At 72.9% G+C, this 17245-nt stretch carries 19 protein-coding genes and 1 riboswitch; of the genes, 8 read left to right on the plus strand and 11 right to left on the minus strand.

What is annotated here, in order from left to right; genetic code table 11:
* Positions 1-35 precede the first annotated feature (35 nt).
* Together AB0B66_RS22505 and AB0B66_RS22510 are read right to left on the minus strand one after the other, a co-directional pair.
* The gene (locus AB0B66_RS22505; protein WP_360533029.1) at positions 36-713 is read right to left on the minus strand and encodes a response regulator transcription factor; all 678 of its coding nucleotides are present in this window, start codon (positions 711-713) and stop codon (positions 36-38) included.
* Positions 710-2005: a histidine kinase gene (locus tag AB0B66_RS22510; RefSeq protein ID WP_360533032.1), complete on the minus strand. Its 1296-nt coding sequence runs from the start codon at positions 2003-2005 to the stop codon at positions 710-712. Before AB0B66_RS22510 ends, AB0B66_RS22505 begins: the two co-directional genes overlap by 4 nt.
* Positions 2006-2178: 173 nt before the next feature.
* Between AB0B66_RS22510 and AB0B66_RS22515 the strand changes: the two genes are divergently transcribed.
* Complete coding sequence (locus AB0B66_RS22515; RefSeq protein WP_360533035.1) at positions 2179-2859, plus strand: ABC transporter ATP-binding protein; 681 nt, start codon at positions 2179-2181, stop codon at positions 2857-2859.
* Positions 2856-5267 carry an FtsX-like permease family protein gene (locus AB0B66_RS22520; protein ID WP_360533038.1) on the plus strand — a complete coding sequence of 804 codons (2412 nt, stop codon included), beginning with the start codon at positions 2856-2858 and terminating at the stop codon, positions 5265-5267. The genes AB0B66_RS22515 and AB0B66_RS22520 overlap by 4 nt, the downstream gene beginning before the upstream one ends.
* A gap of 99 nt (positions 5268-5366) precedes the next feature.
* On the opposite strand, the gene AB0B66_RS22525 is transcribed toward AB0B66_RS22520, so the two are convergent.
* Complete coding sequence (locus tag AB0B66_RS22525) at positions 5367-5936, minus strand: XRE family transcriptional regulator (RefSeq protein ID WP_360533041.1); 570 nt, start codon at positions 5934-5936, stop codon at positions 5367-5369.
* A 48-nt stretch (positions 5937-5984) separates the two neighbouring features.
* On the opposite strand from AB0B66_RS22525, the gene AB0B66_RS22530 reads away from it, so the two are divergent.
* Positions 5985-6524 (plus strand): arsinothricin resistance N-acetyltransferase ArsN1 family B, encoded by a 540-nt coding sequence (locus tag AB0B66_RS22530; protein WP_360533044.1) that lies wholly within the window; start codon positions 5985-5987, stop codon positions 6522-6524.
* A gap of 17 nt (positions 6525-6541) precedes the next feature.
* On the opposite strand, the gene AB0B66_RS22535 is transcribed toward AB0B66_RS22530, so the two are convergent.
* The 5 genes from AB0B66_RS22535 to AB0B66_RS22555 form a co-directional block, all read right to left on the minus strand.
* Complete coding sequence (locus AB0B66_RS22535; RefSeq protein WP_360533047.1) at positions 6542-8749, minus strand: molybdopterin cofactor-binding domain-containing protein; 2208 nt, start codon at positions 8747-8749, stop codon at positions 6542-6544.
* On the minus strand, positions 8746-9219 hold the full coding sequence (locus AB0B66_RS22540; RefSeq protein ID WP_360533050.1) for a 2Fe-2S iron-sulfur cluster-binding protein: 474 nt from the start codon (positions 9217-9219) through the stop codon (positions 8746-8748). The genes AB0B66_RS22535 and AB0B66_RS22540 overlap by 4 nt, the downstream gene beginning before the upstream one ends.
* Before the next feature lie 74 nt (positions 9220-9293).
* Positions 9294-10373 carry a winged helix DNA-binding domain-containing protein gene (locus AB0B66_RS22545; RefSeq protein WP_360533053.1) on the minus strand — a complete coding sequence of 360 codons (1080 nt, stop codon included), beginning with the start codon at positions 10371-10373 and terminating at the stop codon, positions 9294-9296.
* A 10-nt stretch (positions 10374-10383) separates the two neighbouring features.
* Entirely contained in the window at positions 10384-11247 is an 864-nt protein-coding gene (locus tag AB0B66_RS22550) for a pyridoxamine 5'-phosphate oxidase family protein (RefSeq protein ID WP_360533056.1), read from the minus strand.
* 7 nt (positions 11248-11254) lie between these two features.
* Entirely contained in the window at positions 11255-11704 is a 450-nt protein-coding gene (locus AB0B66_RS22555) for a VOC family protein (protein ID WP_360533059.1), read from the minus strand.
* Positions 11705-11792: 88 nt separating this feature from the next.
* Here AB0B66_RS22555 and AB0B66_RS22560 point away from each other — a divergent pair, with 88 nt between their 5' ends.
* The 4 genes from AB0B66_RS22560 (at position 11793) to AB0B66_RS22575 (ending at position 14251) form a co-directional block, all read left to right on the plus strand.
* Positions 11793-12338 carry an ABATE domain-containing protein gene (locus tag AB0B66_RS22560; protein WP_360533062.1) on the plus strand — a complete coding sequence of 182 codons (546 nt, stop codon included), beginning with the start codon at positions 11793-11795 and terminating at the stop codon, positions 12336-12338.
* 128 nt (positions 12339-12466) lie between these two features.
* Positions 12467-12976, plus strand: coding sequence for a flavin reductase family protein (locus AB0B66_RS22565; RefSeq protein ID WP_360533065.1), 510 nt, complete (start codon positions 12467-12469; stop codon positions 12974-12976).
* Entirely contained in the window at positions 12976-13380 is a 405-nt protein-coding gene (gene sodN / locus AB0B66_RS22570; RefSeq protein ID WP_360533068.1) for a superoxide dismutase, Ni, read from the plus strand. The genes AB0B66_RS22565 and sodN overlap by 1 nt, the downstream gene beginning before the upstream one ends.
* 76 nt (positions 13381-13456) lie before the next feature.
* Positions 13457-14251: a class I SAM-dependent methyltransferase gene (locus AB0B66_RS22575; RefSeq protein WP_360533071.1), complete on the plus strand. Its 795-nt coding sequence runs from the start codon at positions 13457-13459 to the stop codon at positions 14249-14251.
* A 326-nt stretch (positions 14252-14577) separates the two neighbouring features.
* On the opposite strand, the gene bluB is transcribed toward AB0B66_RS22575, so the two are convergent.
* Together bluB and AB0B66_RS22585 are read right to left on the minus strand one after the other, a co-directional pair.
* A complete protein-coding gene (bluB, locus tag AB0B66_RS22580; RefSeq protein WP_360533074.1) occupies positions 14578-15207 on the minus strand; it encodes a 5,6-dimethylbenzimidazole synthase in 630 nt (209 codons plus the stop codon).
* A 59-nt stretch (positions 15208-15266) separates the two neighbouring features.
* Positions 15267-15397, minus strand: a riboswitch (cobalamin riboswitch).
* Positions 15359-15481 carry a hypothetical protein gene (locus AB0B66_RS22585; RefSeq protein WP_360533077.1) on the minus strand — a complete coding sequence of 41 codons (123 nt, stop codon included), beginning with the start codon at positions 15479-15481 and terminating at the stop codon, positions 15359-15361. (Overlaps the previous riboswitch by 39 nt.)
* 56 nt (positions 15482-15537) lie before the next feature.
* Between AB0B66_RS22585 and AB0B66_RS22590 the strand changes: the two genes are divergently transcribed.
* Positions 15538-16323, plus strand: a complete 786-nt coding sequence (locus tag AB0B66_RS22590) for a phosphotransferase (protein WP_360533080.1) — start codon at positions 15538-15540, stop codon at positions 16321-16323.
* Positions 16324-16452: 129 nt separating this feature from the next.
* On the opposite strand, the gene AB0B66_RS22595 is transcribed toward AB0B66_RS22590, so the two are convergent.
* Entirely contained in the window at positions 16453-17085 is a 633-nt protein-coding gene (locus AB0B66_RS22595; RefSeq protein ID WP_360533083.1) for a hypothetical protein, read from the minus strand.
* Between the last annotated feature and the right edge of the window lie 160 nt (positions 17086-17245).

Raw genomic sequence — 17245 nt, forward strand, 5'->3', positions numbered from 1 at the left:
GCTCGGCCAGGAGCCCCTGGATCGCCGAGCACGGCTCAGGAACCGGGGCTGACCAGGCCGCTCTCGTACGCGAAGATGACCGCCTGCACCCGGTCGCGCAAGCCCAGCTTGGCCAGGATGCGCGCCACGTGGGTCTTCACCGTCGCCTCGCCGAGCTGCAGGTTCGCGGCCAGCTCCGCGTTGGACAGCCCACGGGCCAGCAGCACCAGCACCTCGCGCTCGCGGGCGGTCAGCGTCGGCAGCGCGCCGTGGTCCTCGCGTACGCCCGAGGTGGAGCTGAACCGGTCGACCAGCCGGCGGGTGATCGACGGGGCGAGCAGCGCGTCGCCGTCGCGGACCAGTCGCACCGCGTGCACGAGGTGGTCCGGGGTGACGTCCTTGAGCAGGAAGCCGCTGGCCCCGGCGCGCAGCGCGGCGTAGACGTACTCGTCGAGGTCGAACGTGGTCAGGATGATCACCCGGGTGGGCTCGCCCGCGGTCGTGGTCGCTCCGGTCGCCAGCAGCCGCCGGGTCGCCTCCAGGCCGTCCATGCCTGGCATGCGGATGTCCATCAGCACCACGTCGGGGCGCAGCCGCCGCACCGCCGCGAGTGCGGCCTCGCCGTCGCCCGCCTCGCCGACGACGTCGATGCCCGACGCGGCGAGGATCATCGTGAACCCGCTGCGGACCAGCGCCTGGTCGTCGGCGACGACCACTCTCAGCTGCTCGCTCATGACGCCGCCGGGAATCGGGCGGTCAGCCGGAACCCGCCGCCCGGCGCGGCCCCGGCGTGCAGGGTGCCGTCGTGCAGTTTCAGGCGCTCGCGCAGCCCCAGCAGGCCGCGCCCCGCTCCGGGGCCGCCCGGCTCCCCGGTCGGCGCCTCGTTGCTCACCTCGACCAGCAGGTCACGGCCGTCGTGGCGGATCTCGACCGCGGTACGCGCGCCGGGCGCGTGCCGCAGCGCGTTGGTCAGCCCTTCCTGCACCACCCGGTATGCGGTCAGGTCCACGCCGTCAGGCACATCGACGCCGTCGCGGCGCAGGGTCACCGGTTGTCCGGCGGCGCGTACCGCGTCGACGAGGGTGTCGAGTTCACGCAGGCCGGGCTGGGGGTGCAGGCGGTCGTCGGCGGGGGCCATCAGGCCCAGCAGGTGGCGCAGCTCGGCCATGGCGGACCGGCCGCTGTCCTCGATCGCCGACAGCGCGTTCGCCGCCAGGTCGGGGCGCTTGTCGATGACCTTCCCGGCGGCTCCGGCCTGCACGACCATGACGCTGACGTGGTGGCTGACGACGTCGTGCAGCTCGCGGGCGATGCGGGCGCGTTCCTCGGCGATCGCGGCGCGGGCCGTGGCCGCCTGCTCCTGTTCCAGGGCGGCGGCGCGGCGGGCGGCGGCATCGGCCCGGCCCCGGGCGCTGCGCAGCGCGACGGCGAACAGCCCCGCCGGCAGCAGCACCGCGAACGGGCTCAGCCAGCCCGGGATCTGCGGGATCGAGTTGGCGAACAGCGACGCCGCGATGATCGCGCCGACGATCAGCAGCGCTCCGGCCACGCGCACCGACCGGCCGTAGGCGACGGCCGAGTACGCGCAGATCAGCACCGCGACGAAGCCCGGCCACAGCAGGCCGTCCTGGATCAGGAACACCGCCCCGGCGGCGACGGCGAACGCGCTCAGCGGCCACCGGCGGCGGGCCGCGACCGCCGCCCCGGCGATCACGTTGACGGCCAGCATGCCGCCCGCCTCGTCGCCGCCGTCGAGCGGTGGGCGCGGGTCCACGGGCCTGACCGGCACCTGTCCCCACCCGGGCACGTCCACCACGGAAGGGATGTCGGGAATGTCAGGGATCTCTGGTCGGGTGGGCCGCACGCCCAGGTCGGGGAAGTCCAGGTGCACCGGCGCCGGAGCGTCGCCGCCTCCGCCGCTCGCGATCGCCCAGACGATGCCGGCCAGCACCAACACCGCCGCGAGGGCGATGTCGGTCCGGGGCACCCCGAGGCGGTCGGGCAGGCGGCGCAGGTCTGTCGGCACGCCGCCCATTGTGCCCAGGTCAGCCGTGGGCTGCGTCCGCCGTGATGACTACCCGCCTCATCATCGTGGCGGAGGACACCGCGCCAGGTTCGCTCCCGCGCCGGACGCGCCCGTGCACCGCCGCTTCCTACGGTCACCGGGTCCGATGTCCGACCCGGAAGGGGCCATTGACCATGACCGAACTGATCCGCCTGCGCGACGTAGCGAAGGCGTACGAGGCGGCCGGGCCGCCCGCCCTGGCGGGCGTCGACCTGACCGTGCACGCCGGGGAGGCTGTCGCGGTCATGGGCCCGTCCGGCAGCGGCAAGTCGACCCTGCTCAACGTCATCGCCGGGCTGGACCGGCCCACCGGCGGCACCGTCGAGGTGGCGGGGGTGCGCGTCGACAAGCTGTCGGAGACGGCGCTGGCCCGGTTCCGCAGCGCCCACGTCGGCATCATCTTCCAGTTCTTCCACCTGCTCGACGAGATGACCGTACGCGACAACGTGGTGCTGCCCGCCCGGCTGGCCGGGGCGCGTCCCGCCCAGGCCCGCTCCCGCGCCGACGAGCTGCTCGAACGGCTCGGCATCGCGGGCAAGTCCAACGACTACCCGGCGCGGCTGTCCGGCGGGCAGCGCCAGCGCGTCGCGATCGCGCGGGCGCTGATGAACCGGCCCCAGCTGCTGCTGGCCGACGAGCCCACGGGCGCGGTCGACCAGGAGGCCGCGGCGGGCGTACGCGACCTGTTGCACGAGCTGTCCGCCGACGGGCTGACCCTGCTGCTGGTCACGCACGACCCGCAGCTGGCCTCGGCCGCGGGCCGCCGGCTGATCACCATGCGCGACGGCCACGCCGCCGAGGCGGTGCCCGCGTGAGCGCCGCACCGACGACCACGCGCGTCGGGGCCGCGGCCACCGCACCCGGCGTGCCACGGCGCGGCCGGGGCACGGGCGCGGTGCTGGCGGCGGCCCGTGCGGCGGTCACGCGGCGCAGGCTGCAGACCGTGATCGTCGGCGTGGTCATGCTGCTGTCGGCGGCGACGGCGGTGCTCGGCGTCGGCCTGCTCGTCTCTTCGCACGGGCCGTTCGACGACGCGTTCGCCACCACGCGGGGCTCCCACGCCACCGCCACGATCCGGGCCGACGTGCCCGCCGACCAGGTCGCCGCCACGGCGACCGCGTCCGGCGTCGCCGCGGCCGCGGGGCCGTTCGACCTGGTCACGGCACCCATGGACGGGATGTTCGGGCCGCGTGACATGGAGTTCGTCATCGTCGGGCGCGAGCAGCAGCAGGGGCCCGTGGACCGGCTCACCCTCAGCACCGGCTCCTGGCTGAGCGGGCCGGGGCAGATCGTGCTCACCCGGCGCACCTCCGGGCCGCGCACGGCCGTGGGCAGCGAGGTGACTGTCAGCGGGGTGAAACTGCGGGTGGTCGGGATCGCCGCGTCGGTCACCGGCACCGCCGACGCATGGGTGTGGCCGACGCAGAGCGACGTGCTCGGCGGGGACACCGCCGCGCGGCAGATGCTCTACCGCTTCGCCGCTCCGGGCGTCGACGACGCCGCGGTGCGCGCCGACCTGGCCAAGGTCACCGCCGCGCTGCCGGCGGGCGCGGTGACCGGCGCGACGACGTACCTGACGATCCGGCAGTCGCTCAACCGGTCCATCTCGGCGATCGCGCCGTTCGTGGTCGCGTTCGCGCTGCTCGGCATCGTGCTGTCCGTGCTGATCACGGTGAACGTCGTCAACGGCGCGGTCGTCTCGGGTTTCCGCACCATCGGCATCCTCAAGACGCTCGGCTTCACCCCCGGGCAGGTCGTCGCCGTGTACGTCGCGCAGGTGCTCGTCCCGGCGCTGGTCGCGGCGGTGCTCGGCGTGGCACTGGGCGCGGGGCTGGCGGTGCCGCTGCTCGCCGAGACCGACGACGCGTACGGGCTGCCCGGTGACGGTGCGGGCGTGCCGCTGTGGGTGCTCGGGCTGGTGCTGGTCGCCGCGCCGCTGCTGGTCGTGCTGTCGGCGATCGGGCCGGCGTCGCGGGCGGGGCGGCTGGCCGCCAACCAGGCGATCAGCGTGGGCCGCGCGCCGCGTACCGGCCGGGGTTTCCGGGCCCGCCGGGCGCTGACCGCCTCGCCGCTGCCCCGTCCGGTGGCGCTGGGCCTGGGCATGCCGCTGGCCCGGCCGTCGCGAGCGGTGGCGACCCTGGTCGCGCTGCTGCTCGGGGCGGTCACGCTGGTCTTCTCCAGCGGACTGTCGGCCTCGATGACCGAGGTCAACGTCGCGTTCACCCGCCTGGACGCGGTGCCGGTGACGGTGCAGGTCTTCGTGCCGGACGCGTTCGGGCCGGTGATGGCCCGGCCGGGCGGTGAGCCGATCACCCCACCGGACGCCGCCGACGTCGCCGCGACCGTGGCGGCGATGCCGGGTACCGCCCGCTCGACGCTGCTGAAGGAGGCCGAGATCCGGGTCGCGGGCCTGTCGCAGGAGGTCAGGCTGAACGGCTACACCGGCGACGCGAGCTGGGTCGGCTACCGGATCGTGTCCGGGCGCTGGTACAGCAATGCCGACGAGGTGGTGGTCTCGTCGTACTTCCTGCGCCAGACCGGGTACGCGGTCGGCGACCGGATCACGATGCCCGGCGGCCGGGTGGTCACCATCACCGCGGAGGTCATCAACGGCAGCGACAGCTTCACGATGATCGGGGACGTGTCGCTGGTGGCCAAACCGATGATGGCCCGGGTCGAGATCGGGCTCACGCCCGGCACGGAGGCCGCCGCGTACACGACGGCGCTGCAGGCCAAGTATCCGGAGGAGACGTCCGGGGTGTTCGTCGAGGACCAGACGGCCGGCGACGACGGCGAGACGTTCCTGATCATCCAGGCGCTGATCGGCACCCTGACGCTGCTGCTCAGTGTCGTGGCGGCGCTCGGCGTGCTGAACACGGTCGTGCTCACCACCCGCGAGCGCATACACGAGATCGGCGTGCTCAAGGCGCTGGGCATGACGCCCCGGCAGACCCGGATCATGGTCGTCACCTCGATGGTCGGGCTGGGCCTGCTGGCCGGGGTGATCGCCGTGCCGCTGGGCGTCGCGCTGCACCACGCCGTCATCCCGGTGATGGGCGAGGCCGCCAGCACCGCGCTGCCGCAGTCGGCGATGGAGGTCTACGCGCTCGGCGACCTGCTGCTGCTCGGCGGTGCGGGCATCCTGCTGGCGGTGCTGGGGGCGCTGCTGCCCGCCGGGTGGGCGGCCCGCACCCGGGTCGCCACGGCCCTGCGGGCCGAGTAGCGGGCTCGGCTGGCGGTCGTCACGTGACGGTGGCGGAGGGGGACCACGTGAGGCGGTTCGCGGGCGACGTCCGCGAACCGCTCCACGTGTTTCGATCAGCTATCTGGGGCGGCCATGCTTGTCGAGTACGACCAGGTAGCGGCATGGGGCTGCGGTCGCGTTGACGTACACGCAGTCGGCCGGCGGGCCGAGTTGCAGGCAGTCGCCGACGTCGAGTTCATGGACCTGCTCGCCTTCGACGAAGCGCAGGTGTCCAGAGAGCACCCAGATCTGGTGGCTGATGAAGCGGTAGGCCTGCGCGGGGTAGGCGACCTCGGCACCGGGCGGCAGCTCCACCTCGACCAGTTCCAGGGCGGTGCTCCCCGGTGGCGAGACCGCGCGGCGCGTGTAGCCCGTCTCGGGGTCGGTCCACACCTGCTGCTCGTCGCGTCGCGCGACCTGCCCCGCGGTGCCCTCGGCCCGCGCGATCAGTTCCGACAGCGTGAGTCCGAGCGCGACGGACAGCTTGGCGAGCAGGGCCGCGGTCGGCTGCGCCTCGCCGTGCTCGACCTTCGAGATCATCGCGCGGGACACGCCGGAGACGTCGGCCAGGGCGGCGACCGTGAGACCACGCACCTCGCGGGCGGCGCGAACGGTCGACGCGAGCGCTTTGCCGAGATCGTCGGTCACAGCCGGGCCGTTGACACTATAGTGAACATGATGCCTACTATAGTCGCCATGAGTGGGGATGGGAACATCAGGCGCGCGACAGCGGACGACGCCGCCGCCTGCGCCGCGATCTACGCGCCGTACGTCACCGACACGACGATCACGTTCGAGACCGAGCCGCCCACGACAGCGGAGATGGCCCGGCGCATCGAAGCCGCCAACCAGCGCCATGCCTGGCTGGTGCTGGAGATCGACGGCGAGGTCGCCGGTTACACCTACGGCACCGAGCACCGGACCCGGGCCGCGTACCGCTGGGCCTGCGACGCCAGCATCTACCTGCAGCAGGGCCGCCGCCGCACCGGTGCGGGGCGGGCGTTGTACGCCGCGCTGCTGCCCATCCTCGCCGCCCGCGGCTACCGCCGGGTGATGGGCGGCGTGACCCAGCCCAACGAGGCCAGCATGGGACTGCACCACTCGTTCGGGTTCACCGACGTCGGCACCTACCGCAAAGTCGGCTGGAAGCTCGGCGGCTGGCACGACGTCACGTGGCTGCAGCTCGACCTCACGCCCGACGAGGACCCCACCGCCCCGCCCGCCGAACTACGGTGACCCGCGAAAACGCACGGTCACAGGCGTAGCGGCAGGCTCCGCAGCCGTGGGCCGCCGGCCGCGCGGACCGCGTTCGCCACCGCGGCGGGCACCGGGCCGACGACCGGCTCACCCATCCCGTACGGCACCTCGCCGCCGCCGACGAACGTCACCCGCACCGGTGGCGTGTCGGCCATCGCGAGGATCGGGTAGCTGTCGAAGTTGTCGGACACGACCTGCCCGTCCTGGATACGCAGCTCCTCCCGCAGCGCCGAGCTCAGTCCCATCACCACCGAGCCCTGGGCCTGCAGCTTCGCCCCGGCCGGGTTGACCACCAGGCCGCAGTCGACGGCCACGTCCACGCCGGTGACCCGCAGCCGTCCGCCCGACAGGTCGACCTCGGCGACGACCGCGACGACCGTGCGGGCGTCGCCGGAGCAGGCGATGCCCCGGCCGAGCCCGGCGGGCAGCGACTCGTGCCAGCCGGCCATCTGCGCCGCCGTACGCAGCACCGTCCGCAGCCGCTCCCCCTGCTCACCGGATTTGCGCAGGTGCGCCAGCCGGTAGGTCAGCGGGTCGGTCCCGGCGGCCTCGGCCAGCTCGTCGAAGAAGCTCTCCAGCGCGAACGTGTTCGGCATCAGGCCCAGCCCGCGCCACGGCCCGGTCGGCACCGGCAGCTGCTCACGCCGGTTGACCAGCCGGTACGCGGGCAGGTCGTACGGCAGGAACAGGCCCAGCAGGCCGCCCGGGTCGAACCCGATCAGGCTGCGCACCGGCTCGGGCAGGCCCGCGACGGCCCAGATGATGTCCCCGGCCGCACTGACCTGCTCCACGCCCCGGATCATGCCGTCCGGCCCGACCGAGCCGCGCATTTTCGTATGCGTGGGCGGCCGGTAGAAGGCCTGCCGCAGGTCGGTATCGCGGGTCCAGCCGACGTGCACCGGCCGACCGGTGGCCGCGGACAGCCGCGCGGCCTCGACGGCCAGGTGCTGGCCGCCCTTGCGCCCGAAGGAACCGCCGAGCTGCGTGACATGGACGACGACCTCGCGTTCCTCGCCGAGCGCGGCGCGCACGTCCTCCAGCACACTCTCCGGGCTCTGGGTCGGCACCCAGAGTTCGACCTTGCCGGCCGGTCCGGGCTCCACCGCGGCCAGTGCCGCCAGCGGCTCCAGATGGGCGTGGGCGGCCATCGGCGTACGGTATTCGGCCTGCACGATCCGGCCCCGCGACAACGCATTGCGGATCGAGCCGTCGCGGCGCAACACCACGCCGTCCCCGGCGGTGACCTGCCGTTCGAGCGCGCCGGTGTCGACCCGGGTGCCCTCGCTCCAGGTGGTGCGCAGGGCGCGGGCCGCCGCCCAGGCGCGGGTCCTGGTGTCGGCGACCACGCCGGCGAATCCGGCTTCGACGTCGATGACGACCTGCAGCACGCCGGGCATCCCGGCGGCGTCGCCCGGCTCGGCGCTCTCCAGCCGCGCGCCGAAGCGCGGCGGCACCGCGAACGCGCCGTAGTCCATACCCGGCAGCCGGGCGTCATAGCCGTAGGTCGCCTCGCCGAGCACCTTGGCCCGGAAGTCCACCCGGGGCGCGGACCGGCCGATGCTGGTGAACTCACCGGCCGGGCGCAGCACGGGGCGCTCCCCCGGTTCCTGCCACGGCCCCTGATGCGCGGCGATGACATCGACGTAGGCGAGCACGCGCCCGGTCCCCGCGACCTGTAACGCGCCCTCCGCAACGGTCAGTTCCGCCGGTTCGACGTTCAGCTGCCGGGCCGCCTCGATCGCCAGCATCTCCCGGACGGCCGCGGCCGCTTCGCGGATCGGGGTGTACAGCGACGCGACCGAAGTGGACCCGAACGTGAACAACGTCGCCGCCGGGAACCCGCGAGCGGTGTCGGCCTGGACCACGGCCAGCTGCTCGGGCCGCACCCGCAGTTCCTCGGCCGCGATCTGCGCCAGGGCGGTGTGGATGCCCTGCCCCATCTCGATCTTCGGCACGTGCACGGTGATGCCGTCACCGGTCAGCTCGAACCAGACCAGCGACGACTCGGGGATCTCGGCCGGACCGGTGCCGCGTTCCAGCATCCACCGGGCGAGGCTCGGGCGGCCGTACTCCAGCGCGATCGGCACACCCACCAGCAGCGACCCGACCGTCGCCCCGGCCCCGATCAGCAGCCTGCGCCGGGCGACCCGCCAACGCTTGGGACGCACGTCCGGTTCGGACGGCGCGGTGTCGTCGCCGGTCATGCGTCGCGCGCCAGTTCGGCCGCGCGGGCCACCGCGGCCTTGATGGTGTTGTACCCGCCGCACCGGCACAGATTCGGGCTCGCGGCCTCGGCGATCGTGGCCTCGTCCGGGTCGGGGTCGCGGGCCAGCAGCGCGACCGCGGTCAGCACGTGGCCGGGCAGGCACCAGCCGCACTGCAGCGGGGTCTCCACGAACGCCTGCTGCACCGGGTGCAGGGCGACGACCTGGCCGTCGGGCCCGCGTTCGGCCAGACCCTCCAACGTCACCACGGGGCGGTCGCCGACCTCCGCAGCGGTGATCTGGCAGCTTCGCGTCGGCCGGCCCGCCAGCAGCACCGTGCAGCAGCCGCAGATCCCGACACCGCAGCCGTACCGGGTGCCGGTCAGGCCGAGCTCGTCGCGCAGCACCCACAGCAGCGGCTCGTCACCGTGCTCGATCTCGTGGTGCCGGCCGTTTATCAGCAGCCGCATCGCATCCGCTCTCCGATGACCATGCGACGTAGTGTAGGCAGCCACGTCCGGTACTTCCACTGCCGTCGATCAGCTCAGCCGGCCGGACGCAGAAATCCCGTGACGGCGGCCGCCTCTCGATCGACCTCGGCCTGGACCTGTTCGGACAGTGGCTCGAACAGGTCCACGGTGACCGCACGCCCGCCGGAGCCGCGCGACCAGGTGCCCGCGACCCGCCCGTCGACCAGCACGGTCGCCCGGATCACCCCGCCGCCGGGCCACACGCGCGCCTCGTGGGCGGCGTCGACCGACTCCCGGCGGGTGCGGTAACCGGTCAGGTAGTTGTCGTAGGCCGGGAGCAGGCGCACGTCCGGCGTCGCGGACTCGTCCGCGGGCTCCTGCCGCGCCAGGAGCGCCGAGTCGCCGTCGACGACGATCGCCCCCGATCGGGCCAGGCCCTGCCACGCCCGGCGAGCCACGGTGACCGCGACGCCCGACCAGCACACGAAGTCGTCCAGGGTCGCCGGGGCGTACGCGGCCAGGTACCGGCGGGCCAGTTCCGCGACGGCCGCGTCGTCCGTCGGCATGGGCTCGTCGGACCGCGGCACCCAGTCGTCCAGCAGCACATACGTCTGCTCGCCGGCGCGCACCGGCCCGTGGCACACCCGCCCGACCAGCGCCGCGTGCCGGATCAGGTGGAACGGCGCCTGGCCGGTGGGGTCGACGCCGAGGGCGGTGAGGCGCTCGGCCAGCTCGTGCCGCGTGAGCGGCCCTTGCGCGCCGAGCACCTCCTCGACGAGGTTGTCGGCCCGGTCGATCAGCTCGTCGGTGAGGCCGAGGTCGCGGTAGCGGTGCCGGGTTGCGCCGATCACCCGCGGGGCGAGCAGCCGGGTGACCCAGCGCACATCCTCGGCCGGGATCGTGTGCAGCGTGCCGCGCATGAACCAGTTGCGCACGATCGACCTGTCCCCCTCGTACGCGGCGCGGATCGCCTGCGCGCCGAGGTCGCGTCCGCGTGCCCGGACGCCGAGGGCGGCGGCGGTCGCGTCCTGGGCCTGGATCGCGAAGACCCGCCGCACGACGTCGGCGGCCGTGTCGGCGCGCCGGCCACCGGCCAGCAGCTGCGCTCGGGCACGCGTACGGTGCAAAGGCTCGTGCTCGGCAGGTCGGGTCACGGCGTTGAAGCTAGCTGACCCTGTCCCATACCAGTGCGGGTCCCGGGGTCTCGACGACCCGGTCGACGACGAAGTCGATCATCCGTTCCGCACCGGGATGTTCGGCGACCCGGCCCGGGTCCCAGTCGATGCTCGCCCGGCCGGTCAGGCGCAGCGCGGGCCGGGCACCGGTCCAGTCGACGAACAGCAGGCCGCTTCTCGGCTGCAGGTGCAGGTTGCCGAGCGTCATGTACATGGCGTTGCCGCGATACTCCGGCCACGACAGCGTGGTGGCGTCGCGGGCGAGGACGAACCCCGGGTCGCCGCCGCGGTGCGACACGTCCACCCCGTGGCCGTCGGCACTGCTGGCGATGAAGAACGTGTCCGCACCGGCGATGAAACGCCGCTGCTCGGCGGAGAGCCGGTCGCCGACCGCCGCGGCCGGGCCGGCGTGGACCTCGCCGCGGACCTCCCGCGGGGTGATGTGCTTCGGGCAGTTCGCGAAGATCTGGTCGGCGGTGATGACGAGTCGGCCGCCCTGGTCGTGGCCGGTGCCGTTGACGCGCATGCGCCGGCGGGTGGCCGGTTCGAGCACGAGCGCGCCGATGGGGCTCGGGGCGGCGAACGCCCCGCGCAGCGGGTCGCCGGCGGCGGGCACGGTCTCGGCGATCACCTCGCGTTCGCCGTCGGCGTGCACGAACCCCGGCGGGCCGTACAGCGGACTCGCCCAGAGGGCTCCCGCCGCGTCGGCTGCGCCGATCACCAGCAGGCGCTGGTGGGTGAGGAACCGGCGGGCGACCTCCGGCAGCCGCACGCCCATGCCCGCCGAGCCGAGCCCCTCCCGGTCGAAGCCGGACCTGCGCTGGACGTACACCTCTCCTGGATGATTGGCCATGGCGCGCTCAGAAGAATCCGCAGGCGGGGCCGTCGGTCGCGGCGGGTGCCGGCCGGGGCGGACGCTGGAGGGCGTAGAACTCCAGGCGGATGCCGTCGGGGTCGTAGCAGAACAGCTGCCCGGCGGCGGCCGGCTCACCGGCCACCCCACTGTCGTCGCGGATGGTCGCGCCGAGCGCGCGCAGCCGATGCTCGACCTCGGCCAGGGCCGTGCCGTCGGCGACCTGGAAGGCCAGGTGGTGCAGTCCGGCGCGGTCGGCCGCGAACGGCGCGGCGCTCTGCTGCCAGAGGGTGATCATCGGCGTGCCCCCGCGGCCCAGGAAGGCGTAGCGCCGGCCGTCGGCGTCCGAGCGGCCGACGACCTCGACGCCGAGCGCCTGGCGGTAGAAGCCGACGGAGCGGTCGAGGTCGGTGACGTTCAGCCCGACATGGCCCGTGGTGATGCCGTGGTCGCTCATGTCCCACCCTTCTAATGGCAAATCTCTTGGTGCCCATTAAACGGTAGCACGGTGAGCTAATGGCTTCAACGAGAGATAGCATTAGGCCATGCGACTTGCGATCGAGCTGGCCAACACCGTCCACGCTCGCCAGGGCGAGATCCGCGACGAGCTCCAGGCCCCGGCGGACCTCGCCGCCTGGCTCGACGCCGCCGCGCCGCTGCTCGCCGTACCCGTCGGCTCGCCGCGCATCAGCCGCACCGACCTGGCCGCCGCCCGCGACCTGCGGGATGCCGTGCGCGCCATCGCGGTCGCCGTCTCGGCCGGCCAGGCAGCAGACCGCGCGCACATCGAACGGTTGAACGCCGCCGTCCGGACGGCGCCCCGCTGGCAGGAACTCGCCTCCGACGCAAAAGCGGTGACCGCCCGGCACGACGGCAAGCCCGTGCCGGGTGCGCTCGCGGAGGTCGCCGCCGACGCGGTCGATCTGCTCGCCACCGGCCGCCTCGGCGTCTGCGCCGCGCCCGGCTGCGTGCTGCTGTTCCTGCGCGACCGGCCCAACCGCGAATGGTGCGGCAACGCCTGCGGGAACCGGGCACGGGTGGCCCGCCACCACGACCGCCACAAGCAGCCCACATCACCGCGCGGCAAGTGACACCGCGTACCGCGCCTACATCTATTTTGATGTGCCCACATCAAAATAGATGTAGGCGCACGGAGACGTATGCCTCGCCGACCGGCGAGTTTGACATCAAGTGCGGTTGAGGTTTTAGCGTCGCGGCTGTGGATCACACAGCTGCCCCGCACCTGGTGGGCATCCGGTTCCGGGAGGCGTTCGGCCGTTACCCGAGCGGGGTCGCGATCATCTGCGCGGCGGGGCCGCAGGGCCCGGTCGGGTTGACCGCCTCCAGCGTCGCGTCGGTGTCGCTCACACCCCCGGCGCTGTCCTTCTCCGTCATGGGCACCCGGTCGGCGCGGCACCTGCTGCAGGCCGAAAGCCTGGTCGTCCACCTGCTGGGGCCTGCGCACGTGGCGGTGGCCCGGGACTTCTCCCGCGCGGGCGGGCCCCGTTTCACCGCCGAGCAGGGCTGGAGCACGCTGCCGACCGGGGAGCCGTTCCTGCCCGGCGCGCTGGCCGCGCTTCGGGTCAGGCCGCTGCGGCAGGTCCCGATCGGCGACGCGACCGTCGTCGTCGCCGGTGTCCTGGACGTCTTCCACGGACCCGACGACGGGCAGCTGATCTACCACGCCAGGAGGTTCCACACCTCACCACTGTCACCGGAGGCAACCTGATGAGACTGTCCCACCTGCTGCGCCCGCGCCTGGTCGCCGGCGCCCACTGCGACCTGCCCTGCGGCGTGTACGACCCGGCCCAGGCCCGGATCGAGGCTGAGTCGATCAAGGCCATCTGCGAGAAGTACCAGGCCAACACGGACCCGGAGTTCCGCACCCGGGCTCTGATCATCAAGGAGCAGCGGTCCGAGCTGGTCAAGCACCACCTGTGGGTGCTGTGGACCGACTACTTCAAGGCCCCGCACTTCGAGAAGTACCCGAACCTGAACCAGCTGTTCAACGAGGCCACCAAGCTGTCCGGCGCCGCCGGCACCAAGGGTCAGGCCGACCCGGCCGTGGCCGAGCAGCTGCTGGGCAGGATCGAGGAGATCTCCAAGATCTTCTGGGAGACCAAGCGGGCCTGAGCCATGATGGGGCACCCCGCGACGACCGCGAGCGAGGTGCCCCATCGCGCAACGCGACTCGATCTACGATGCGACGATGACCTCGACGCCGTCCGCGCATGCCGTCAGCCAGTACGCGACGACGACCGAAAACCTCACCGCTCGCATCGCACTGCATGCCTACGGCACGAACCCGCAGAGTTGGTTCTCCTGGCTCGGCGAGCGGCTCCCGCTGGCCGGCGACGTACTCGAAGTCGGCGCCGGCACCGGAAAACTGTGGACCCACGTGGATCACGTCACCAGAGGGATCCGCCTCACCCTGACGGACTTCTCCGGCGCGATGTGCGAGCAGCTGCGCACCGTCCCCGAAGCGCGTGTGCGGCAGTGCGACGCGACGGACCTGCCGTTCGGCGATGCCGTGTTCGACACCGTGATCGCCAACCACATGCTGTACCACGTCGACGACCCGGCTGCCGCGCTGCGCGAGTTCGCCCGGGTGCTGCGTCCGGGCGGGCGGCTCGCGGTCGCCGTGAACGGCCGCGACCACCTCGAAGAACTCAACGCCATCGGACCGGCAGTCGGTCGCCCCGACCTGGCGCTGCACGCCACCCAGAACGACTTCACCGCCGAGACCGGTCCCGGCTACCTGGCGCGCCTCTTCGCCGACGTCTCGGTCGAGCGCTACCACGGCGACCTCGAAGTCCCCAGCCCCGACCCGGTCCTCACCTATCTCGCCAGCCTGTCGTCCGAACCGCTCACGCCGAAGCAGTTCGCCGCGGCCCGTAACCACCTCCAGGCCCGGATCGATGCCGACGGCAGCTTCCGCGTACGCAAGCACACCGTGCTCATCACAGCCTCAGCAGGGACGACGCAATCCGCCGACCATGTCTAGGCTGTGGCGGTGACTGGTGCCGCGGAAGAGACTCCGGTTCCGGGCGACGCCTCGGCGCACCGGAACTCCGCCCTTCAGGTGATGTCGGAGGTCGATCCGTTGTGGCCGCGGCCGGGCGACCCTCTCGGCCACGACGTCACACCCGTGCCCCGACGGGACCCAGGGTGGGCAACCGTGCTGCGGATCGGAGCCGTCGTGCTGGTGCTCTGGTCGTCGAGCTTCGCTTCTCCGTGCTGGGCGTCTCCCGGCTGCAGCTGTCGAGTCACGACGTGAGCTTTCGGACGCCCGGTCCCGGGTGCGTTGACCTGATCCTGTGATCGCCCCGTTCAGCGAGGTGTCCACCGGTCCGTGTGGATGGCTTCGGCCAGCGGCCGGCGGCGGCGCCAGCCGTGCCGTTCGAGGTCGGGCACGGCTTCGAGGTGGGTGACCGGGCCGAGGCAGAGCCAGGCGACCGGACGGATCCCGGCCGGAATGGCTAGCAGCTCCCGCAGGAACTCCTCGCGGTAGAACGACACCCACCCGACGCCCAACTGCTCCGCCGTGGCCGCCAGCCACAGGTTCTGGATGGCCAGGCACACCGAGTACAGCCCGGCGTCGGCGATCGCGTGCCGGCCCAGCACCGCGGGAGATCCTCGGTCGGGGTCGTAGGTCACCACGACCGACAGCGTCGACTCCAGCACCCCGTCGATCTTGATCCGGGCGAACCGCTCGGCGGCCTCGGCGTCCAGCGTGGCGGCGAACACCTCACGTTCCCGGTGTACGTGCTGATGGAACGCCTCCCGCAGCGGCCGGTCGCGGACCACGACGAAATCCCACGGCTGCGTCAGGCCGACGCTGGGCGCGGCGTGCGCCGCCTCCAGGACCCGGTCCAGCACGTCGACCGAGATCGCGGCCCCCGTGAACTGTCCACGCACGTCCCGGCGGCGGTGGATGACGTCGTAGAACTCGCTGACCATGGGCAGGCTCCCGCTGCTGTCGGGCTCCGGGCAGGCCGGGGCCGTGGACGCGAGGCCGGTCTTCGGACTCCCAGATCGACGCCCTCCGCCCGCCTTCCCAGCCGGTCAGGCCAGTGGCTGCGCGTACTGCGCGTGGGCGGCAGCTCCCTGGTCACCGCGGCGGGCCCGTGCCGGACACGTTACCGCCGACGCCGAGCAGCACCGCCATCGGCGCGGCCACGACCGGATACGCGACCAACCGCAGACCCACCGGCTCGGGTGGCCCGTTCGTCACGAATGCACGGTCGCCTCACGTCCCGCGAGCAAGCGACTGCCGTGGATACTGGACCGATGGACGGGGAGGAACCGCTGGTGGGCGGCCGGATGACGGCCGGCATCGTGCGCCGCGGCGGCCACGTGCACCGGCCGATGGGCTCGTGGTCGCCGGCGGTGCACGAGTTTCTCGGCCACCTGGAGTCGGTCGGATTCGCCGGTTCGCCGCGGTTCGTGGGTGTCGAGGGCGGTCACGAGGTTTTGACATACCTGTCCGGGGACGTGGCGGTGGATCCGCAGTGGCAGCCCGGCCGTGGTGCCCGCCTGCCGGGGTACGCCCGCACGGACCGAGCCCTGACCGAGGCGGCGAAGCTGATCAGGCGGCTGCACCACGCGGCAGCCGGGTTCAGCCCGACGATCACCGCTTACCGCTTCCATCCGTGTGCGCCCCGCCCGGGACAGATCGTCTCCCACGGTGACCTCGGACCGTGGAACACCGTCTACCGGGCGGGGATCCCGGTGGCGTTCATCGACTGGGACGCCACGCAGCCGGTGGACCCGCTCGACGACCTGGCGGCGGCCGCGTGGAGTTTCGTGCCGCTGTGCCCACCCGGGCAACTACGCGAAGCCGACTTCGACCCCCTGCCGGACCTGCCGAGGCGGCTTCGCCTGTTCGTCGACGCGTACGGGCTCGCCGACAGGCAGGCGATGCTGCCCGCTCTGCAACGGGCCAAACTGCACGAGGTCGAGCGCGTCAAGTACGCGCCGCTCGCACCAGCCGAGGCGGCCGCCTCCCTGGAGTACTACGCCGGTCAGCTGCGGTGGCTTCATGACGTCTCCGCCGACCTGGGATCCTGCCTGTAGAGCGGTGCCGTGCGGCTCCACGGTCAGCTCGGATCGGCCGGATAAACCTTCCCACGGGCGCGCAGCAGGGCCGAGATGTCGATGATCTGGTCGGGCCGGCACGCGGTCGATCGAATCGCGGCGGAGACCTCAGCGCCCCGCCTGGGTGCCGCGCACCGACGCGGCCACCGCGATGACCACCACCGCGAACAGCCCGACGACGACAGACGGCACCGTCGCCAGGCAGGCCAGCCGCCAGCTCAGCGACCTCGTGGCGAACCAGCCGAGCAGCGCGCCGAACGCGAGCGCGAACAACAGGGCGAAGCCGAGGGCCAGCCGCGCCTGTGCCCGCCGCTCGCCTGCCCGGCCAGTCGAGGCGGCACCGGCGCCGAGCGCCGCGCCCTGACCTAGTCCGGCCGGCAGCACGGCGATCGTCAGTATCGCCGCCGAAGGCGAGAACGCGACGATCACTGCACCGAGCAGCATCAGCACGAGCGCCGATCCGGTCACCGCCGCAGGCGCCCGCCGCCCGAGCAGGTAACCGGCCGCGAATCCCGACACGATGGCGGCCAACTGCGCGACAACGACGGTCGTCAGCCCGGTCGCCGTCAGGCCGAGGGCCTGCCGGGCCGCGCCGAGCAGCGGACCGATCAGGACGGCGAGCTGGCACGCGGCGACCATCGCGCCCAGCCCGGCACCGACGAGCAGCCACGACGACCGGCCGGGAGGCGGCACAGGTGGCGGTACCACGGACGGCGTCGGCTGGCGGATCTGTTCACTCATCGCGCCATATTAGGACTCGCCAAAAGTTATGATCACATGTCGTCCGATATGGAGGGAAAGTCGATGGCGCGGCGCAAAAACCCTTCCGGGTGCGGGTGTCTGATGCTCATCCTGCTGGGGCCGTTCCTCGCGAGTCTGGCGATCTCCATTCCCGGAACGA

It is taken from the genome of Catellatospora sp. NPDC049111 (assembly GCF_040648615.1).
GTDB classification, from domain to species: domain Bacteria; phylum Actinomycetota; class Actinomycetes; order Mycobacteriales; family Micromonosporaceae; genus Catellatospora; species Catellatospora aurea.

Bases quoted from the DNA above. Each gene is read 5' to 3' on its own strand.
- AB0B66_RS22505 (WP_360533029.1), bottom strand. From the start codon at position 713: ATGAGCGAGCAGCTGAGAGTGGTCGTCGCCGACGACCAGGCGCTGGTC.
- AB0B66_RS22515 (WP_360533035.1), top strand. From the start codon at position 2,179: ATGACCGAACTGATCCGCCTGCGCGACGTAGCGAAGGCGTACGAGGCG.
- AB0B66_RS22530 (WP_360533044.1), top strand. From the start codon at position 5,985: ATGAGTGGGGATGGGAACATCAGGCGCGCGACAGCGGACGACGCCGCC.
- AB0B66_RS22535 (WP_360533047.1), bottom strand. From the start codon at position 8,749: ATGACCGGCGACGACACCGCGCCGTCCGAACCGGACGTGCGTCCCAAG.
- AB0B66_RS22540 (WP_360533050.1), bottom strand. From the start codon at position 9,219: ATGCGGCTGCTGATAAACGGCCGGCACCACGAGATCGAGCACGGTGAC.
- AB0B66_RS22550 (WP_360533056.1), bottom strand. From the start codon at position 11,247: ATGGCCAATCATCCAGGAGAGGTGTACGTCCAGCGCAGGTCCGGCTTC.
- AB0B66_RS22555 (WP_360533059.1), bottom strand. From the start codon at position 11,704: ATGAGCGACCACGGCATCACCACGGGCCATGTCGGGCTGAACGTCACC.
- AB0B66_RS22560 (WP_360533062.1), top strand. From the start codon at position 11,793: ATGCGACTTGCGATCGAGCTGGCCAACACCGTCCACGCTCGCCAGGGC.
- sodN (WP_360533068.1), top strand. From the start codon at position 12,976: ATGAGACTGTCCCACCTGCTGCGCCCGCGCCTGGTCGCCGGCGCCCAC.
- AB0B66_RS22575 (WP_360533071.1), top strand. From the start codon at position 13,457: ATGACCTCGACGCCGTCCGCGCATGCCGTCAGCCAGTACGCGACGACG.
- bluB (WP_360533074.1), bottom strand. From the start codon at position 15,207: ATGGTCAGCGAGTTCTACGACGTCATCCACCGCCGCCGGGACGTGCGT.
- AB0B66_RS22590 (WP_360533080.1), top strand. From the start codon at position 15,538: ATGGACGGGGAGGAACCGCTGGTGGGCGGCCGGATGACGGCCGGCATC.
- AB0B66_RS22595 (WP_360533083.1), bottom strand. From the start codon at position 17,085: ATGAGTGAACAGATCCGCCAGCCGACGCCGTCCGTGGTACCGCCACCT.